Source organism: Mesorhizobium sp. L2C066B000 (genome assembly GCF_000502335.1).
In the GTDB taxonomy this organism is placed as follows: Bacteria; Pseudomonadota; Alphaproteobacteria; order Rhizobiales; family Rhizobiaceae; genus Mesorhizobium.
This window is the reverse complement of record NZ_AYWZ01000005.1, coordinates 38,047-56,735: the sequence shown is the minus strand read 5'-3', so window position 1 is coordinate 56,735 and position 18,689 is coordinate 38,047. Positions and strand designations below refer to the sequence as shown.

The 18,689-nt window shown below is 62.9% G+C and carries 16 protein-coding genes and 1 tRNA gene; 7 read left to right on the top strand and 10 right to left on the bottom strand.

The window, feature by feature from the left end; translation table 11 throughout:
- The first annotated feature begins 12 nt into the window (after positions 1-12).
- Both X733_RS151395 and X733_RS151400 read left to right on the top strand, forming a co-directional pair.
- The gene (locus tag X733_RS151395) at positions 13-1,107 is read left to right on the top strand and encodes a 2'-deoxycytidine 5'-triphosphate deaminase (protein WP_023818781.1); all 1,095 of its coding nucleotides are present in this window, start codon (positions 13-15) and stop codon (positions 1,105-1,107) included.
- Between the two features lie 101 nt (positions 1,108-1,208).
- Positions 1,209-1,979 carry an ABC transporter substrate-binding protein gene (locus X733_RS151400; protein ID WP_023688688.1) on the top strand — a complete coding sequence of 257 codons (771 nt, stop codon included), beginning with the start codon at positions 1,209-1,211 and terminating at the stop codon, positions 1,977-1,979.
- Positions 1,980-1,995: 16 nt separating this feature from the next.
- Here the strand turns inward: X733_RS151400 and X733_RS151405 are convergent, their stop codons facing one another.
- From X733_RS151405 to chvE, 5 genes are all read right to left on the bottom strand, one after another.
- A complete protein-coding gene (locus X733_RS151405; RefSeq protein ID WP_155924203.1) occupies positions 1,996-2,445 on the bottom strand; it encodes a hypothetical protein in 450 nt (149 codons plus the stop codon).
- 27 nt (positions 2,446-2,472) lie between these two features.
- The gene (gene araD1, locus X733_RS151410; protein WP_023818779.1) at positions 2,473-3,468 is read right to left on the bottom strand and encodes an AraD1 family protein; all 996 of its coding nucleotides are present in this window, start codon (positions 3,466-3,468) and stop codon (positions 2,473-2,475) included.
- A gap of 202 nt (positions 3,469-3,670) precedes the next feature.
- The gene (mmsB, locus tag X733_RS151415; RefSeq protein ID WP_023669637.1) at positions 3,671-4,957 is read right to left on the bottom strand and encodes a multiple monosaccharide ABC transporter permease; all 1,287 of its coding nucleotides are present in this window, start codon (positions 4,955-4,957) and stop codon (positions 3,671-3,673) included.
- Positions 4,954-6,486, bottom strand: coding sequence for a multiple monosaccharide ABC transporter ATP-binding protein (gene mmsA, locus X733_RS151420; RefSeq protein ID WP_027049369.1), 1,533 nt, complete (start codon positions 6,484-6,486; stop codon positions 4,954-4,956). The genes mmsB and mmsA overlap by 4 nt, the downstream gene beginning before the upstream one ends.
- Positions 6,487-6,638: 152 nt before the next feature.
- Entirely contained in the window at positions 6,639-7,709 is a 1,071-nt protein-coding gene (gene chvE / locus X733_RS151425; protein WP_023681943.1) for a multiple monosaccharide ABC transporter substrate-binding protein, read from the bottom strand.
- A 294-nt stretch (positions 7,710-8,003) separates the two neighbouring features.
- Here chvE and X733_RS151430 point away from each other — a divergent pair, with 294 nt between their 5' ends.
- On the top strand, positions 8,004-9,011 hold the full coding sequence (locus X733_RS151430; protein WP_023681942.1) for a LysR family transcriptional regulator: 1,008 nt from the start codon (positions 8,004-8,006) through the stop codon (positions 9,009-9,011).
- 4 nt (positions 9,012-9,015) lie between these two features.
- Here X733_RS151430 and X733_RS151435 read toward each other — a convergent pair.
- Positions 9,016-9,089: transfer RNA gene (locus tag X733_RS151435), tRNA-Gly, on the bottom strand.
- 181 nt (positions 9,090-9,270) lie between these two features.
- Between X733_RS151435 and X733_RS151440 the strand changes: the two genes are divergently transcribed.
- Positions 9,271-9,534 (top strand): DUF6460 domain-containing protein, encoded by a 264-nt coding sequence (locus X733_RS151440; RefSeq protein ID WP_023681941.1) that lies wholly within the window; start codon positions 9,271-9,273, stop codon positions 9,532-9,534.
- Between the two features lie 68 nt (positions 9,535-9,602).
- Here X733_RS151440 and X733_RS151445 read toward each other — a convergent pair whose 3' ends face one another.
- Positions 9,603-10,505, bottom strand: a complete 903-nt coding sequence (locus X733_RS151445; protein WP_023818778.1) for a histone deacetylase — start codon at positions 10,503-10,505, stop codon at positions 9,603-9,605.
- Between the two features lie 217 nt (positions 10,506-10,722).
- Between X733_RS151445 and X733_RS151450 the strand changes: the two genes are divergently transcribed.
- Positions 10,723-12,060 carry an MATE family efflux transporter gene (locus X733_RS151450; protein ID WP_023818777.1) on the top strand — a complete coding sequence of 446 codons (1,338 nt, stop codon included), beginning with the start codon at positions 10,723-10,725 and terminating at the stop codon, positions 12,058-12,060.
- Here the strand turns inward: X733_RS151450 and X733_RS151455 are convergent.
- Entirely contained in the window at positions 12,057-13,127 is a 1,071-nt protein-coding gene (locus X733_RS151455) for a quinone-dependent dihydroorotate dehydrogenase (protein WP_023738222.1), read from the bottom strand. The genes X733_RS151450 and X733_RS151455 overlap by 4 nt on opposite strands.
- Complete coding sequence (locus X733_RS151460; RefSeq protein ID WP_023818776.1) at positions 13,124-13,474, bottom strand: DUF952 domain-containing protein; 351 nt, start codon at positions 13,472-13,474, stop codon at positions 13,124-13,126. The genes X733_RS151455 and X733_RS151460 overlap by 4 nt, the downstream gene beginning before the upstream one ends.
- Before the next feature lie 201 nt (positions 13,475-13,675).
- Between X733_RS151460 and X733_RS151465 the strand changes: the two genes are divergently transcribed.
- Together X733_RS151465 and X733_RS151470 are read left to right on the top strand one after the other, a co-directional pair.
- The gene (locus tag X733_RS151465; RefSeq protein WP_023818775.1) at positions 13,676-14,110 is read left to right on the top strand and encodes a hypothetical protein; all 435 of its coding nucleotides are present in this window, start codon (positions 13,676-13,678) and stop codon (positions 14,108-14,110) included.
- Between the two features lie 131 nt (positions 14,111-14,241).
- Complete coding sequence (locus X733_RS151470; RefSeq protein WP_023703427.1) at positions 14,242-14,901, top strand: response regulator transcription factor; 660 nt, start codon at positions 14,242-14,244, stop codon at positions 14,899-14,901.
- Positions 14,902-14,967: 66 nt separating this feature from the next.
- Here X733_RS151470 and X733_RS151475 read toward each other — a convergent pair whose 3' ends face one another.
- Positions 14,968-18,471, bottom strand: a complete 3,504-nt coding sequence (locus X733_RS151475) for a PAS domain-containing hybrid sensor histidine kinase/response regulator (RefSeq protein WP_023818774.1) — start codon at positions 18,469-18,471, stop codon at positions 14,968-14,970.
- Between the last annotated feature and the right edge of the window lie 218 nt (positions 18,472-18,689).

The following is an 18,689-nucleotide window of genomic DNA, read 5'->3' as shown; positions in this document are numbered from 1 at the left end:
GGAGCCAGCCTTTTGCGGCAGACAGGCATTCTTCCCGATCAGGACATTTCCGCGCTGTTTCAGTCCGGCGCGCTGAAGTCGCCGCGCGCGCTCGATGTCGACCAGGTGCAGCCGGCGAGCCTCGATCTCAGGCTCGGCGACAAGGCTTTTCGCGTGCGCGCCTCCTTCCTGCCGGGTCCCGATCATCTGGTGGCCGACAAGCTTCACCGGCTGAAATTGCACGAATTCACTCTCGCCGAGGGCGCGGTGCTGGAAACCGGCTGCGTCTACATCGTGCCGCTGCTCGAAAGCCTGGCGCTGCCCGCAAACGTGTCGGCCTCGGCCAACCCGAAGAGCTCGACCGGCCGGCTCGACATCTTCACCCGGGTGATGACCGATCGCGGCCATGAGTTCGACAAGATCGCCCCCGGCTATCACGGGCCGCTTTATCTCGAAGTCAGTCCACGCACCTTCCCGATCGTCGTACGCGCCGGATCGAGGCTGTCGCAGATCCGCTTTCGCACCGGCAACGCGCTGTTGTCGGAGGCAGAACTGAACGAATTGCACCGCGCCGAGATGCTGGTGGCGACCGAGCCGCCCAACATTTCCGGCGGCGGCATTGCGCTGTCGATCGATCTTGACGGCGACCAGAACGGCCTGGTCGGCTATCGCGGCAAGCATCACACCGGCTTGGTCGATGTCGACAAGCGCGCCGCCCAGGATGCCGTCGATTTCTGGGAGCCGCTCTATAAGAGCGGCGCCGGCGAACTGGTGCTCGACCCGGACGAGTTCTACATCCTGGTCAGCCGCGAAGCCGTGCACGTGCCGCCGCTCTACGCCGCCGAGATGACGCCCTTCGATCCGCTGGTTGGCGAATTCCGTGTTCACTATGCCGGCTTCTTCGATCCGGGCTTCGGCCATTCGGCCTCAGGCGGCACCGGCAGCCGGGCGGTGCTCGAAGTGCGCAGCCACGAAGTGCCGTTCATCCTCGACCACGGCCAGATCGTCGGCCGGCTCGTCTACGAACACATGCTGAAGCGGCCGCAGGCGCTTTACGGCACCGATCTCGGCTCGAATTACCAAGCGCAAGGTCTCAAGCTCTCCAAGCATTTCCGCCCCGCCGGCTGAACCTTCGATCACCGTCAGGCAAAATACTTGCCTGCGCTGCCTCACCATGCTTGGCTGCCTTTCGGTGGCCGGCAAGAGAACGGCGCGCAAGGGGAACCAAAATGCAGATTTCAAGATGGATCATATCGGCAGCGGGCGCTGCCATGCTGGTGATATCGGCCGGCTCGCTGGCTGAGGCGCAGGAGAAATTGAAGATCGGCACCGAGGGCGCTTATCCGCCCTTCAACACCATCACCGCGGACGGCAAGATCGAGGGCTTCGACATCGACATTGCCAATGCGCTGTGTGCGCAGATGAAGGTCGAGTGCGAGATCGTCACCCAGGACTGGGACGGCATCATCCCGGCGCTGCAGGCGAAAAAGTTCGACGCCATCATCGCCTCGATGAGCATCACCGAGGAGCGCAAGAAACAGGTCGCCTTCACCAACAAATACTACACGACGCCGCTGGCGCTGGTGGCGCCCAAGGACAGCGACCTCACTTCCACCGAACCGGCAGCCCTTGCCGGCAAGACGGTGGGCGCGCAGGCCTCGACCACCCAGGCCGACTATGCGCAGGACGCCTATGGCAAGGCCGGCGCCGAGGCGAAACTCTACCCCACCCAGGAAGAGGCGATCACCGACTTGCAGAACGGCCGTCTCGACGCCGTCATCTCCGACAAATTCGTGCTGATGGACTGGCTGAAGAAGGCGAGCGACGGCTGCTGCAAGCTTGTCGGTGACGTCAAGGGCACCGAGACGCAAGCCGGCATCGCTGTCCGCCTGGAGGACACGGCACTTCGCGACAAGCTCAACGCGGCGATAGACGCCATCGTCGCCGACGGCACTTACAAGAAGATCCAGGCCAAGTATTTCGATTTCGATATCTATTGAGTCCCGTCCGCCGGCGTCAGCCGCGAAAGAGATACGATTTCGCGGCGCCAAGGCAGGCATGAAAATGGCCGATAAACAGCAGTTCGCGTGCGGCCAAACGTTTCCTGCCCCAAAAGCCTTCGGTCAGTTTGACCTCGTCGAGCGAAGCGTTTGAGCCGCGCTTCAACGGGAACAACTGCTTGTCGAGGCAACCGAGGACATGGGCCTTGGCGGAGTCGATGCAGCAGACCTTGCCATTGTTGTTCAGCCTGTCGCTGCGAAGCGCTGATGTCATGTGATCCGTGTTGCGCATCAGAAAGCTCACCTGGGCTTTCGAATAGCCGGTTGCCAGAAGACGGCTCGTCATCGCCAAACGGGCTTCACGATAGGACTTCGGGCTGCACTGGCCGGCGCTAAAGGCCACCGACGGTTGGGTCAGGAACAGGGCCACGCCCGTGAACACAATGATAAGCCGCATTCCGTTCATTTCCGGCTCCCAAATTGTGATGCTGCCTCAAAGCGCCTTCACCGCCACCTTAACCGGCTGCTCAATCTCCAGCGGGTTGCGCAGCGGCAGGCCGAAATCCGCGGCCTCGATCTCGAAAACGTCGCCGGCCTGAGTCTTGATGCCGTCGGCAAAGGACAGCGTCGCCGTGCCGAACATGTGCACATGCACGTCGCCCGGCTGGCGGAAGGCCGAATATTTGAAGTGATGATGTTCGAGATTGGCGATTGTGTGCGACATGTTCGCTTCGCCCGACAGGAACGGCTTTTCCCACAGCAAATTGCTGTCGCGATAGATTCGCGATGAGCCCCTGACGTCGGCCGGCAGGTCGCCGATCAGGATTTCCGGCCCGAACGAGGCGTTGCGCAGTTTGGAATGTGCCAGGAACAGATAGTTCACCCGCTCGGTAACATGATCGGAAAACTCGTTCGACAGCGTGAAGCCGACGCGGAACGGCGCGCCGTCGTCGCCGATGACATAGATGCCGGCGATTTCCGGCTCCTCGCCGGCGTCCTGCGCAAAGGCCGGCGACATCAGTGCGGCGCCCGGCGCCACCGCCATGGTGCCGTTGCCCTTGTAGAACCATTCCGGCTGCACGCCGGTCTGGCCCTTGGCCGGCTTGCCGCCTTCGAGCCCCATGCGGAACATCTTCATGGAATCGGTAAGCTGCTCCTCGCCGCCATCGCTGAGCTTCTTGTGCATGGAATCGCGCGTCGCCGCCGAGCCGAGATGGGTCAGGCCGGTGCCGGTCAGATGCAGATGCGCAGGATCGGGATGGTTGATCGGCGACTCCAGCCGGCCCTTCTTGTAGATGGCGTCGAGGTCTATCGCTTCACCGAACCCCTTGCGTTCGATCAGCGCGGCGAGGCCCGTTCCGGTGCGCGCGGCTTCCATGGCCAGCGAATAGACGCTGCGGGCCCCGTTGATGATCCTGGTCTTGCCGCCGCCATTGCGGGCGACGACGCGGATGGTCTCGGCGTCGTCGAGGATCTGGGAGATCAGCATGATTAAATCCTCTCTCATGTGCTTGGCCTTGGATGCCTCTTGGCAAACCTTGACCTGCGCGGCTCGGACCTAGCCGCGCCACGGGTTGAACTCTTCGTCCGGATTGCGCTCGCGAACTTGATCCCTGGGGGGACTTCTTATGCCGACAACTTGCCGGCTGCGCCGCGATCGTATGCCTCCTGCTTGCCTCGCCTGAAGCTTGTCAGGCCTTGTTCTTGTTGTAGACGTCGAAGATCACGGCGCCGAGCAGCACCAGGCCTTTGACCACCTGCTGCCAGTCGACATTGACGCCCATGATCGACATGCCGTTGTTCATCACGCCCATGATGAAGCCGCCGACGACCGCCCCGATAACCTGGCCGACGCCGCCCATCGCCGAGGCGCCGCCGATGAACACTGCGGCGATGACATCGAGCTCCGAGCCGAGACCCGCCGCCGGCACCGCCTGGCCGAGACGAGCCGCGATGATCAGGCCGCCAAGCGCCGACAGCACGCCCATATTGATGAACACCATCAGCGTCAGCCGCTCGGTGTTGATGCCCGACAGCTGCGCCGCCTTGGGATTGCCGCCCATGGCGTAGATGCGCCTCCCGATGGTCATGCGCTTGGTGACGAAGACGAACAGCGTGATCAGCACGCCCATGACCAGCAGCACTACGGGCAGGCCGCGGTAGCTGGCAAACTCATAGACCAGGAACAGCGCCAGCGCGCTGGCGACCAGCGTCTTGACAACGAACAGGGTGAAGGGCTCGGCCTCATAACCATGGCGTTCTCGTTTGCGCCGGGTGCGGACCCCGAAATAGGCATAGGCGAGCACGGCGATCAGCCCCAGCACGACCGTCGTCATGTGCAGGGTCACGCCGCTGCCCATGATGGTCTTGCCGGCTGCGTTCACGACCGGCGGGACGAGCGTCAGTGGGCCGATCACATCCGGGATGAAGCCGGAGCTGAGCATCTTGAAGTCGTCGGGAAGCGGACCAACCGACGAGCCGCCGCCAAGCAAGGCCTGACAAATGCCGCGGAAGATCAGCATGCCGGCCAGCGTGACGATGAAGCTCGGTATCCGGTGATAGGCGATCCAATACCCTTGCGCGGCGCCGATCAGGCCACCCGCGACCAGGCAGACGATCGAAACCACCAGCGGATTGCTCAGCGGTCCGAGCTGCCAGATGACCATCATGTTTGCCGCCAGCGCGCCGATGAAACCGGCGACCGATCCGACGCTGAGGTCGATATAGCCCGATACGATCACCAGCAGCATACCCAGCGCCATCACGATGATGAAGGAGTTCTGCTGCACCAGATTGCTGAGATTGACCGGCTTGAACAACGTTCCCGACGTGGTGAACTGGAAGAACAGCATGATGACGATCAGCGCTATGATCAGCCCGTATTCGCGCAAATTCGTCGCCAGCGCCGAGACGGCGATGCGCGGGCGCTGTTCGTCGGCGACGTTTCCCTGCGGGGCGGGGGCGCTTTCGGTGCTCATGCTGCTTTTCCTTCTCCCCGGACGATGGCGCGCATTATCTTTTCCTGGCTTGCTTCCGCCGCCGGCATTTCGCCCACCATGCGCCCTTCGTTCATAACGTAGATGCGGTCGGTAATCCCCAGCAATTCCGGCATTTCCGACGAGATGACCACGATCGCCTTACCCTCCGAGGCAAGGCGCGCGATGATCGTGTAGATTTCATACTTGGCGCCGACATCGATGCCGCGTGTCGGCTCGTCGAGGATCAGCACGTCAGGGTCGGCAAACAACCATTTCGACAGCACCACCTTCTGCTGGTTGCCGCCGGAAAGATTACCGGTCATCTGATAGACGCTGGACGCTCGGATATTGGTCTTCTTGCGATAGTCGTTGGCGACCGCAAGTTCGCGCATGTCGTCGATCACGCTGTGGCGCGACACGCCGTCGAGATTGGCCAGCGTAATGTTATGCTTGATATGGTCGATGAGGTTGAGGCCGTAGGTCTTGCGGTCCTCGGTGACATAGGCGATGCCGTGTTGGACCGCCTTGCTTACCGAGGAGACATCGACCGGCTTGCCCTTGAGCAGCACTTCGCCGGTGATGCGGCGGCCATAAGAGCGGCCGAACAGGCTCATGGCGAATTCGGTGCGGCCGGCGCCCATCAGCCCGGCGATGCCGACCACCTCGCCCTTGCGCACATTGATGTCGATGCCCTTGATCACCTGCCGCTCGGCATGGAGCGGGTGATAGACCGACCAGTTTTTCACCTCGAACACGACTTCGCCGATCTTGGGCTCGCGCGGCGGATAGCGGTCGTCGAGCGAACGGCCGACCATCGAGGTGATGATGCGGTCTTCGGAGATATCCTTCTTGGCCAGCGTCTCGATGGTGCGCCCGTCACGGATGACGGTTACCTTGTCGGCGACCCGGTTGATCTCGTTGAGCTTGTGCGAGATCAGGATCGAGGTCATGCCTTGTCGCTTGAATTCGAGCAGAAGATCGAGCAGCGCCTGGCTGTCTTTCTCGCTGAGCGACGCGGTCGGCTCGTCGAGGATCAAAAGCTTGACGTCCTTGCTCAGCGCCTTGGCGATCTCGACCAGCTGCTGCTTGCCGACGCCGATATTGGTGATCAGTGTCTTGGGGTCCTCCTTGAGGCCCACCTTCTTCAACAGGGCAGCGGTGCGCGCCTCGTTGGCATCCCAGTCGATGACGCCGTATCGGGCGTTTTCGTTGCCGAGGAAGATATTTTCGGTGATCGACAGCATTGGCACCAGAGCAAGTTCCTGGTGGATGATGACGATGCCCTTATGTTCGCTGTCATGAATGCCTTTGAACTGGCATTCCTGACCCTGAAAAATGATCTGGCCGTCATAGGTGCCGGCGGGATAGACGCCCGACAGAACCTTCATCAGCGTCGACTTGCCGGCGCCGTTCTCGCCAACCACGGCGTGGATCTCGCCTTCTTCGACGCTGAGGTTGACGTTCGACAGCGCCTTCACGCCGGGGAACGTCTTGGTGATGTCGCGCATCTCCAAAATCGTCGTCATCAGGGCAAGCTCCTCCTGTTGCATGTCGCTCAAAAGTGCTTGCGGTTTGAGACAACGACATGCACGGAAATAAGGTCCGGTAGAAACAATACCGGGGTCGCTTGTGAACGGAAAGGGGTCCTGCGTCGCGCAGGACCCCTGTCTTTATAAACGGATTACTTCAGTTCGTCGGCCTTGATGTAGCCGGAGTCGACGACCAGTGCCTGGTAGTTCGACTTGTCGACCTCATGCGGCGTCAAAAGGATCGAGGGGACGACCTTGACGTCGTTGTTGTAGGTCTTTTCATCGAGGCCGTCCGGCTTGCCGCCCGAGAGCACCTTGTCGACGAGTTCGACGGTGGCCTTGGCCAGTTCGCGGGTGTCCTTGAACACGGTCGAGTATTGCTCGCCCGTGATGATCAGCTTGACCGAAGCGGTCTCGGCGTCCTGGCCGGTCACGATCGGCCACGGCTGGGCGTCGGTGCCGTAACCGACGGCGCGCAGCGAAGCGGTGATGCCGCGCGACAGGCCGTCATAGGGCGAAAGAACGCCATCGACGCGGCTGCCGTCCGAGTAGTTGGCCGACAGAAGGTTGTCCATGCGCGCCTGGGCGGTCGCGGCGAGCCAGCGCAGCGTGCCGACCTTGTCCATGCCGGTCTGGCCGGACTTGATCTTGATCGAGCCGTCATCGATCAGCGGCTGCAGCACCGAGATTGCGCCGTTGTAGAAGAAGAAGGCGTTGTTGTCGTCCGGCGAGCCGCCGAACAGTTCGACGTTCCACGGCTTGGTGTTCGGGAAGCGCTCCTTGAGACCCTTGACCAGCGAGTTCGCCTGGATCACGCCGACGCCGAAATTGTCGAAGGTGGTGTAGTAATCGACATTGGCGGTCTTCTTGATCAGGCGGTCATAGGCGACGACGACGACGCCGGCGTCGGCGGCCTTCTGCAGCGCGTCCGAAAGGGTGGTGCCGTCGATCGAAGCGATGATCAGCGCCTTCGGGCCCTTGGTGATTTCGTTTTCCAGCTGGCTGAGCTGGTTGGGGATGTCGTCCTGCGCGTACTGCAGGTCGACCGTGTAGCCGAGAGCTTCGAGCTGGGACTTGACGGCATCGCCGTCATTGATCCAGCGCTGCGAGGTCTTGGTCGGCATCAGCACGCCGACAAGACCCTTGTCGGCTGCGTGCGCCGAGTAGGTCATGGCAGCGATGCCAAGGGCCGCGACGGCGGCCAGTGTCTTGATGATTTTCACGTAAAACTCTCCCTGGTTGATGGACGCGACACCTCGGGGCTTCGCGGGCCGCGCAGTCGGGCGGATGCGCCAAAGCGCCGCCGCCGTCATAATCGATCTCCGGTATCCTCCCAATCGGCCCTCAGTCTTGATTTAAATCGATACGATTTTGCTCGTCATCGAACGTCAAGTCTTGAGGACGCGCGAAAGTGTGACCCTTTGCCATAACTGTCAAATGCGATCTTCGGTGGTTGCTATACCAAAACCGGTATATGACTAAACCGGGCTGGAACAGTGGCGGAAGCGGGAAAAGGCATGGCGGCTTTACGAGGTCCTCAGGGAATTTCAAGCGGTTACGATGAATTGCCGGGCGATGGCGAGACACTTCTGCGTAGCGGCTTGAGCCTGCGTCACATGCGCATGATCGCAGCACTCGACGATCACGGTCGGGTGAGTGCTGCCGCCCAGGTGATGAACATCTCGCAGCCGGCGGCCTCGCGCATGATTTCCGAGATGGAAGCGGTGCTTGAGGTCAAGCTGTGCGAAAGGCTGCCGCGCGGCATCACGCTCACCCCTTACGGCAAGGCGCTGGCGCGGCGCGCGCGCTCGATCCTGCTCGAAATGCGCGAGGCCGACCGCGAAATATCGGAGCTCAAGGCCGGCAAGGGCGGCTCGGTGTTCCTTGGCGCGGTGACGGCGCCGGCGATCGAACTGGCGGTCCCGGCGATCCGCGAGATACGCCGCCTCTATCCGCGCATCGAGATTACCATGCAGGTCGAGACGTCGAATGTGCTGGCGCGCGAACTGATCGCCACGCGCCATGATTTCATCATCGCCCGTGTCCCCGAAGACCTCAATCCGCGCCTGTTCGAATCGCGCGTCATCGGCGTCGAGAAGGCCTGCCTGATCGTGCGCCGAGGCCACCCGCTGAGCAACGGCCATCCTCTAAACAATGGGAAGGCGGTGAGGCTGGAGGACACCGCCGCCTTCGACTGGGTGTTCCAGTCGGGCGGGTCGCCGCTGCGCCAGGCGATGGAGAGCAATTTCCTGAACCGCAACATCGCCCTGCCGGACCGCATCCTCAACACCTCGTCGCTGCTGCTCACACTGGTCATGGTGGCGCAGTCCGACGCCATCGCCCCGGTGTCGATCCAGGTGGCAAAATTCATCCAGAACCCCGACGGTCTCGCCGGCGCCATCGATGTCGTCCAGACCGAGTTCGACATCGAGGTCCGCCCCTACAGCCTGATCACGGTGAAGAACCGCGTGCTGTCGCCGGCAGCCAAGATGCTGCACGATTTTATCTTGCGGGAAGTGGGATAGGAACTGGAGCGGGTAGAGGGAATCGAACCCTCGCGTTCAGCTTGGGAAGCTGACAAGCTACCATTACATCATACCCGCATTTGCCTCTCGATATCATGAGGGGCGTGCTTCGGGCAATCGCCCTTGGACAGCTCTTCGGAAACGGCTGTTGGAAACCCCGACCGATTGCACCAGTCCGCCTGCCTTGATGCGGGCGCAGCAAGTGCGTATTCGTGGGTTTGTACCCCGAATCCGGGCATACCAATCTGGAGGCAGCCCCTTGTCCACAGTGACGCGCTTTCTCGGTGACTCGCCCGTCAGGGTGATCGTCAAGCTGCTGGTCGTGTCGTTCCTCGTCGGCCTGGTCATGAATGCGTTCGGCTGGACGCCGATGGACGTCTTCTACCGCATCCAGGGTTTCTTCATCGATTTGTGGAACCTCGGCTTCAACGCGGTCTATCGCTTCTTGGGCTATATCCTGCTCGGCGCCGCGATCGTCGTGCCGGTGTTCATCCTGCTCAGGGTCGCGAACTACCGGAAGTGAAGCGGAGGCATGATCCCGAAAAGTGGCGACCGGTTTTCGGAAAAGATTGTGCTCAAACCGAAGGCCACTCAGGCAAAGTCCGACGCCACCTCGAACAGGATGGCGTGGCGCGCGGCCAGCGCTGCGACATCGGTCGAATAGCCGCCGCCGATGACACCGCAGACCGGGATGTCCAGCGCGCGGAAATGACCGATCACCATGGCGTCGCGGGCACGCACGCCGTCATCGCTGAGCGATAGCCGGCCGAGCCGGTCCTCGGCATGCACGTCGACGCCGGCATTGTAGAAGACGATGTCCCAGTGCGCCTTGGCCGAGAGGTCCGGCAGGAGGGCGCCCAGCCGTTCGAGATAGGCGCCATCGTCGGTGCCGTCCGGCAGGGCAACGTCGAGATCGGAGGCAATCTTGCGCACCGGATAATTGCGCTCGCCATGCAAGGAACAGGTGAACGCGCGTGGCTCGTCTTTCAGGATGTCCGCTGTGCCGTCGCCCTGATGCACATCGAGATCGACGATCAGGATGTTTTGCACCGCGCCTTCGGCCAGCAGCACCAGCGAAGCGACGGCGACATCGTTGAAAGTGCAGAAGCCCGCGCCCTGCGCACGCCGCGCATGGTGGCTGCCGCCGGCACTGTTACAGGCAATGCCGTTGATAAGCGCCAGCCGCGCCGCCAGCACCGTGCCGCCGGCGGCGAGTTGCGCCCTGAGCGAAACGCGCGGTCCCACGGGAAAGCCGATCTCGCGCTCGATCTTTTCAGGCACCGAACAAGAAATGACCTGGTCGACATAATCAGCCGCATGGGCGAGCTTCAGCCAGGAGGCCGGCGCCGGCTCGGGCATCCACAGCGCCCCGGCATGGATCAGACCCCTGATATGCAAGGCCTGCATCAGCAGCGGATATTTGCTCATCGGAAAGCGATGATTGACGGCGAAGCCGGCATCGTAGTCGGGATGATGGACGATCTGCAGGGGCATGGCTAAAGCAATTCCAGGAAAAGTGTGCAGCGGTTTTCCCGGGAGAAGCGCGTAGCGCTTCCCCTTGGGAATTGCTTAAAACCAGTACTCGGATCCGGCGGGCTCGCGCCAGAAGAACATTTCGGTTGGCCGTCACGGCAAGAGTGATTGCGCGGCGGCCGGAAAATGGGGCACATCGGCTGTTCGATCAAGCCGCAATCAGCAAGGCAGCAATCCCCTGGACACGGGTGCAACCCCAGCCGACGCGAGACCCTTCGCCGTCACCAACCGTTCGGTGCTCGCCATCGCCGTGCCGATGACGCTCGCCTATCTGACGACGCCGCTGCTTGGCATCGTCGACACGGCTGTGGTCGGGCAGTTCGGCGATGCCGCCCTGCTCGGCGGCCTGGCGGCCGGGGCGCTGGTCTTCGACGTCGTCTTCAGCACCTTCAATTTCCTGCGCTCCGGCACCACCGGCCTCGTCGCCCAGGCGTTCGGGCGCGGCGACGAACTGGAGGAGCAGGCGGTGTTCTGGCGCGCCGTGCTGATCGCGGCCGCGGCCGGCATCGTGCTTGTCGCCCTTGCGCCGCTGATCGCCATCGCCGGCCAGAAATTCATCGGCGGCGAAGCGCGCGTCAGCGAGGCGATGGGCGTCTATATCCACATCAGAATGCTCGCCGCGCCCTTCACGCTGATCAACTATGCCATCCTCGGTTATGTCCTTGGACGCGGTGAGGGCGGGCTTGGGCTGATGCTGCAGGGGGTGCTCAACGGCATCAACATCGTGCTTTGCATCCTGCTCGGCCTGAAGCTTGGCTGGGGCGTCGCCGGCGTGGCCTGGGCGACCGTCACCGGCGAATGTCTGGCCATGCTGTTGGGTCTCGCCATCGTTGTCTGGCGGTTCCGGGCCGCACCCCGCCTGCCGCGGCATCGCCTGCTCGACATGCCCGCTTTCCTGCGCATGCTGTCGCTCAACCGCGATATCATGATCCGCTCGTTCTCGCTGCTCGCCGCTTTCGCGCTGTTCACCCGCCAGGGCGCGCAGTTCGGCACGCTGACGCTGGCCGCCAATGCCGTGCTGATGAACTTCTTTCTCGTCGCCGGCTATTTCCTCGACGGTTTTGCCACAGCCGCCGAGCAGTTGGCGGGACGCGCGATCGGCGCACGCGCCGAGACGGCGTTCCGCCGGGCGGTGCGTCTGACCTTGTTCTGGGGGTTCGGCCTCGCCGGAACCGCGACGCTGATCTTCTGGCTCGGCGGCGCCGGCCTGATTTCTTTGATGACCACGTCGCAGGACGTTCGTGCTGCTGCCGACATCTATCTGCCGTGGGCGGCACTGACACCGTTGAGCGGCGTGCTGGCCTTCCAGATGGACGGCGTCTTCATCGGCGCCACGTGGTCGCGCGACATGCGCAACATGATGCTGGTGTCGTTCCTGGCCTTCAGCGCCGCATTGTTCAGCTTGGCGCCGTCTCTCGGCAATCACGGCCTGTGGGCGGCGCTGCACGTTTTCCTGCTGGTGCGCGGCTTCAGCCTGCTGGCCATCCTGCGGCTCAGGCTGCGCACGGCTTTTTAGAGCGCCTTGGCAGCCCACTGATCGAGCCGGCTGTCGCGCAGTTCGCGCAAAGACGTCAGCCTTTCCTTTTCTGCAAAGCGCACCATGCCTGAAAGAATGCGGCCTGGCAGCGCGGGGCCGGCATAGATCATGCCGGTGTAGAGTTGCACCAGATCGGCGCCGGCGCGGATTTTTTCCAGAGCCGTCTCGGCAGAATCGACACCGCCGACGCCGATGATGGCGCACTCCGGCCCGAGCAGTTTGCGCATTTTGGCCAGCACGATCGTCGAGCGTTCGAACAGCGGCTTGCCGGAGAGCCCTCCGGTCTCGCTGGTGGTGCTACGCAATCCGGTCCGCGCCAGCGTCGTGTTGGAGACGATGACCCCGTCGATCTGCTTTTCGCTGACCTCGGCGGCGATGTCCTCCAGCTCGGCCTCGACCAGATCAGGTGCGATCTTGAGGAAGATTGGTGGCTGGGCCGATGCCGAGGCACGCGCCGATACGACGCGAGCCAGAAGTTCGCCGAGCTGTTCGCGCGCCTGCATGGTGCGCAGGCCGGGCGTGTTGGGCGACGAGATGTTGACGGTGAGATAGCTGGCGTATTTCGCAAAGCGGGAAACGCCCAACTCATAGTCACGGACACGATCGGCGCTGTCCTTGTTGGCGCCGATGTTGACGCCGACAATGCCGCCGCGTCCCTGGCGCGCGGCAAGGCGTTTTTCCGCCGCCTCGTGGCCCTCATTGTTGAAGCCCAGGCGGTTGATCACCGCGTCATCCTGGGTCAGCCGGAAGATGCGCGGCTTCGGATTGCCCGCTTGCGGCAGCGGCGTCACGGTACCGACTTCGGCAAAGCCGAAACCGAGCCCAAGCAGCGCGTCCGGTACCTCGGCGTTCTTGTCGTAGCCGGCGGCCATGCCGAGCGGATTGGGAAAGGCGATGCCACAGAGGCTGACCTTCAACCTATCGTCTCGCACCACCCGTGCGCCGACCGGCAGACCGCATCGCAGCGCCGCGATCGACATGCCATGCGCCGTTTCAGGGTCGAAGGTGAACAGCAGTTTCTGGCCAATGCGGTCGAACACGCTCATTCGGCCTCCAGCGCCGGGAATTGATGCGTGCCGTCGGCGCCCAGCGGCAATGGCCGCACCCACAGGACTGTCTTCAGGTCGAGCTCGCCGTAAAGATGCGGAAACGGCGCGCCGCCCCGCGAGACCTCGTACTTCAGCGCTTCGCCCAACCGGGCCCCGTCGATGGCGATCAGCAGCAAATCCATCTGGCCGGCGAAATGCTTCGCCGCCGTCTCCCTGACCTGATCAGCGGTGGAGAAATGGATGAAGCCGTCGGCGATATCGATCGGAGCGCCGGTGAAACGGCCGTTTTTCTCGGCCTCGCGCCAAAGCGCTTCGGGCGCGATCTTGTAGATAATCTGAGACATTGTTGCGCTATAAAGCAATTCCAGGAAAAGTGTGAAGCGGTTTTCCGTCCGGAATTGCGTCAAAACAAGGAGATAGAGCGGAGCGCCGTGGAACGGCGACCCGCTCTGGTCCGAACCGATCATGCGGGGAAGGGCAACTCGTCCGCATTTACGGCGCAAAGCTGTGATAGGTTGCGAACACTGGCTCGTGGAGGATGGAACATGCGTCTGCAGCACATACTGATCCCCGCCGCACTGGTCTCGCTGGTCGCGGCATCGGCCTGGTCGGAGGAGGCCGACCACTACCGGCTGGAAAAATCGCCCAACGGCTATGTCCGCATGGACACCCGGACCGGCGCCATGTCGATCTGCGAAGAGCGCTCCGGCCAGCTCGTCTGCAAGATGGCGGCCGACGAACGCGCCGCCTTCCAGGACGAGGTCGAGCGTTTGCAGGCCTCGATGAAGGCCATGGACGAACGCGTCGCCAGGTTGGAGAATTCGCTGTCGGCCCGTCTCGAGTCGAAATTGCCGAGCGAAGAGGATTTCGACAAGACGATGAGCTATATGGAGCGCATGCTGCGCGGCTTCATGGGCATCGTCAAGGAGTTGGACAAGGACAATGGCGACGGCGCCAAGCTCAACTCGCAAAAGACCTGAGCTGCCCGGCGCAAAGTGCCGTCCGGCCATTGCCGCTTGAAAACAAAGCGCTTCGCCGCATAATCGTCCGATCCCGGAAAGCCGTCAATCGATAACGAAGTTTGGGCAACAACGGGATTTGGGAGGAAGATTTGCCGTCGGGTTACACCTTCGTCATTGCCGACGACCATCCGCTGTTCCGCGGCGCTTTGAAAGAGGCGCTTGCCGGCGTCGGCGACGTCGCCGCCATTCACGAGGCCGGTGATTTCGAAAGTGCCAAGGCCCTGGTCGTGGCCAATGAGGATGTCGACCTGGTGCTGCTCGACCTGTCGATGCCGGGCGCCAGCGGCCTGTCCGGTCTGATCGCGCTGCGCGGCATCCACCCGGCGGTGCCGCTGGTGGTGGTGTCGGCCCACGACGACCCGGTGACCATCCGGCGCGCGCTCGATCTCGGCGCATCCGGCTTCATCTCCAAATCGGCCAGCATGGAGGAGATCCGCGGCGCCGTGCAGACGGTGCTGGCCGGCGATATCGCCGCGCCCGTCGGCATCGACCTCGGCGTCGAGCGCGACCCCGAAATATCCGACCTGATCAAGCGGCTGCAGGCGCTGACGCCGCAGCAGACGCGTGTCCTCGGCATGCTGGCCGAAGGCCTGCTCAACAAGCAGATCGCCTACGAACTCAGCGTCTCCGAAGCGACGGTCAAGGCGCATGTCTCGGCCATCCTGCAGAAACTCGGCGTCGACAGCCGCACCCAGGCGGTGATCCAGCTGTCCAAGATCGGCAGCGATCCGTTGCAGCCAGCAGGCTAAAGCTATTCCAGGAAAAGTGCGTAGCGCTTTCCCTTGGGAATTGCGCAAAAACAAAGAGATAGGACTCTACTCGGCCGCCGACGCCAGCGGCCTGACCCTGGCCATCATCGAGCGTAGCACGGCCGGCTTCAGCGGTTTGTTGATCACCGGCACGTCAATGGCCGCGGCAGCGGCACGGACCTCGGTGGAGCGGTCGGCGGTGACCAGCACGGCCGGCAGGTCCGAACCATGGATGTCACGCAGGCGCGCGATGATGTCGAGGCCGCTTCTGCCATCGAGATGATAGTCGGCAAGCACGATGTCGGGACGATCGGCCCTGCCAAAATCCTCCGAACCCGAAAACGTGCCGACGCTGCAGCCCCAGCCTTCGAGCAAAAGCCGCATGCCATCGAGAATGCGAGGGTCGTTGTCGATGCACATGACGCGCAGGCCGGCCAGCGAATTCGCGGTGCGGGCAGGCGCCTTCGGCTCGACCTCGCGCCGCGGCGCCTCAACCGCCGCAACCGGCAGGATAACGGAAAAGCGCGTACCCTTGCCCGGGTTGGAAAAGATCTGGATCTCGAGCCGCAGTACCCGCGCGATGCGGTCGACGATGGACAGGCCAAGGCCGAGACCTTCGGCTTCGCGCACGCCTTCGTCCAGCCGGGTGAACTCGTTGAAGACCGTGTTCAGCTTGTCGCCGGCAATGCCGATGCCAGTGTCGATCACCTGGATTTCGGCGAGTTCGCCGCGCCGTCGCACGCCGACCAGGATGCGGCCATGGGGGGTGTATTTGATGGCGTTGGACACCAGATTCTGGATCAGCCGGCGCAGTAGGTTGCGGTCCGTCATCACGCTGAGCGACGAGGCTATGATCGTCAGATCGAGTTTCTTTTCGGCGGCGAGCGGCTGAAAATCATTGCCGATCTGGCGCAGCAGCCCGTCCAGGCGGAAGGCGCTGTCATCGGGTTTCATCGCGCCGGCGTCGAGGCGGGAAATGTCGAGCACGGCGCCCAGGATCGTCTCGACCGATTCCAGCGAGGATTCGATGTTGATAGCAGCCTTCCCGGCCGGGCCCTTGCCGGCCTTTTCGATCAGCGACGAGCAGTAGAGACGGGCGGCGTTCAGCGGCTGCAGGATGTCGTGGCCGGCGGCGGCGAGGAAGCGCGTCTTGCCCAGATTGGCCTCCTCGGCCAGCATCTGCGCCTGCGCCAGCTCCTCATTGACCCGGGTCAACTCCTCGTTAACCCTAGTCAGTTCGATGGTCCGCGTCTTGACCCGCTGCTCCAGCGATTCATTGGCCCGCTTCAGCGCCAAATCCTGTTCGACGCGTCCTGATATGTCGGCATAGGTGGCGACGATTCCGCCGTCCGGCATCGGGTTGGAGCGCAGTTCGAGGATACGGCCACTGGTCTTCAACTCCATCTGCCATGGGCTGACGAAGCTGGTCAGCCGGTTGAGCATCGCTACGCGCTGGTCGGCCGGAATATCGCCGCGCTCGGCGAGGTGGCGCAGGATGCGGTCGAGCGAGACGCCGACCTGGCCCATCTCGTCGGGCAGGTCGAACAGCGCGCGATATTGTCTGTTCCAGCAGATCAGACGAAAATCGCGGTCGAATACGGTGATGCCCTGCTCCATCTGGTCGAGCGCGATCTGCAGCAGGTCGCGATTGTGCTGCAGCGCTTCGGTGGCGTCGTCGAGCAGGCGAAAGGCGTCCTTGGACTCGCGGTCGTTGCGGCGAAACAGCAGCGACAGGATCAGCCGCGCCGAAGACGAGCCGACCGCGCTCGCCAGCAGCTGCTCGGAAAAGCGGATGACATCCATGCTGGCCTGCTCATTGCCGTGCAGCGAGACGCCATTGCTTTTCTCGAAGGATTGGAAGGAGCGCTCGGTGCGCTCGACGCCGAGGTAGCGCGAGATGGTGTCCTTCAGCACGTTGACGGTGATGGCGGTGCGGAAGCGGCGCAGGCTGGGCATCGGGCCGGATTCGCGCGGCACGAAGATCGACGCCTGGATCCGCTCCAGCGGCACTGACGCGCGCGACAGCGAGCCGAGCACGAAGAACAGCGTGTTGACCGACAGGCTCCAGAGCACGCCGTGGTTCAACGGTTCGGCGACGGTGCCGAACAGAGCCTGCGGCCGCAGCGCCTCGAAACCGAACAACCCCTGCACGACGATGTCCGCGTCGGCTGCCGAGAGCGACGGCAAAAGCAGCGTATAGCCCCAGACGAGGATGCCGGCGACCATGCCAAGGGCCGCGCCGCGGCCATTGGCGCCGCGCCAGATCAGCCCGCCGATCAGCGCCGGCGCGAATTGGGCGATTGCCGCGAACGACATCAGGCCGATCGACGACAGCCGCGCCGAGTTGGTGCTTTCGCGGTAGTAGAGGAAGGCGATGAACAACAGGATGAAGATGGCGCCGCGCCGCACGTTGAGGATCAGCGTCGACCAATCCTCATTCTCAGAGGTCGTGGTCTTGAGCAGGCGGCGCACGAACAGCGGGATGACGAGGTCGTTGGAGATCATGATCGACAGCGCCACGCTTTCGACGATCACCATGGCGGTCGCCGCCGACAGCCCACCGATGAAGGCGGCCATGGCGAGGAAGTCATGGCCGCCGAACAAGGGCAGCGCCAGCACATAGAGGTCACTGGTGGTTTTGGCGCCGACCAGCGCCAGGCCGGCGAAGGCGATCGGCAGCACGAACAGGTTTATCGCCACGAGATAGAGCGGAAACACCCATGTCGCGGTGCGCAGTTCGGCCTCGCCGCGGTTCTCGACGATGGTGACGTAGAACTGGCGCGGCAGCATGATGATGGCAAAGCCGCTCAGGCAAGTCAGCACCAGCCAGGTGGCGAGCGAGGTGTTGTAGCCCATGGCTTGCCGCACCTGGCTGTTTTCGGCCAGCTTGTCGATCATGTCGCCCGGGCCACCGAAGATCAGGAAGGTGACCATCAGGCCGATCGCCAGGAAGGCGGCGAGCTTGACCACGGTTTCGACCGCCACCGCCAGCACCAGCCCGTCCTGGTGCTCGGTGGCGTCGGCATGGCGGGTGCCGAACAGCACCGCAAACAGCGCCAAGAGCATGGCCACCACCAGCGAGATGTCGCTGACGAAGGGATCGAAGGAGGGCGGCGATCCCGTATAATGCTCGACCATCAGGCCGACCGAACCGGAGATCGCCTTCAATTGCAGTGCGATATAGGGCACCGCGCCGATGGTGGCGATCAGCGTGGCGATCGCCGAGACGGCAAAGCTCTTGCCGTAGCGCGCGCCGAGGAAGTCGGCGATCGAGGTGATCTTCTCGCTCTTGGCCAGCCGCACGATGCGATTGAGCAGCGGAAAGCCGAACACGAACACCAGCACCGGCCCGGTGTAGATGCCCAAAAATTCGAGGCCGCGCTCGGACGACAGGCCGACCGAGCCGAAGAAGGTCCAGGAGGTGCAGTAGATGGCGAGGCTGAGTGCATAGATGAAGGGCCGGGCGTGGCCGGGTCCCGACGCCGTCGACCGCCGGTCGCCAAGGCTGGCGATGGCGAACAGCAGCGTCACATAGGCGACGGCAATGATGACGATGAACCAGCCCTGCACGGCCCGAAAATCCTCCTCGGCCAGCTTTCACCCCGGCCTGCCCAGAGGCAATCACAGCTCTAAGGTCAAGTCCATCGCGGCTTTCCGGCGCATAGCCGCGACGCCGCCCTGTCGAACCGTGACCTAAGGTAAGGAGAAAGCGGTGTTTTCCAGCTTTTGCTTCTGTTGCAACCGCAGGTTTTTGTTATGGTGCGCACGGGCCGACGCCGGAGGGACGG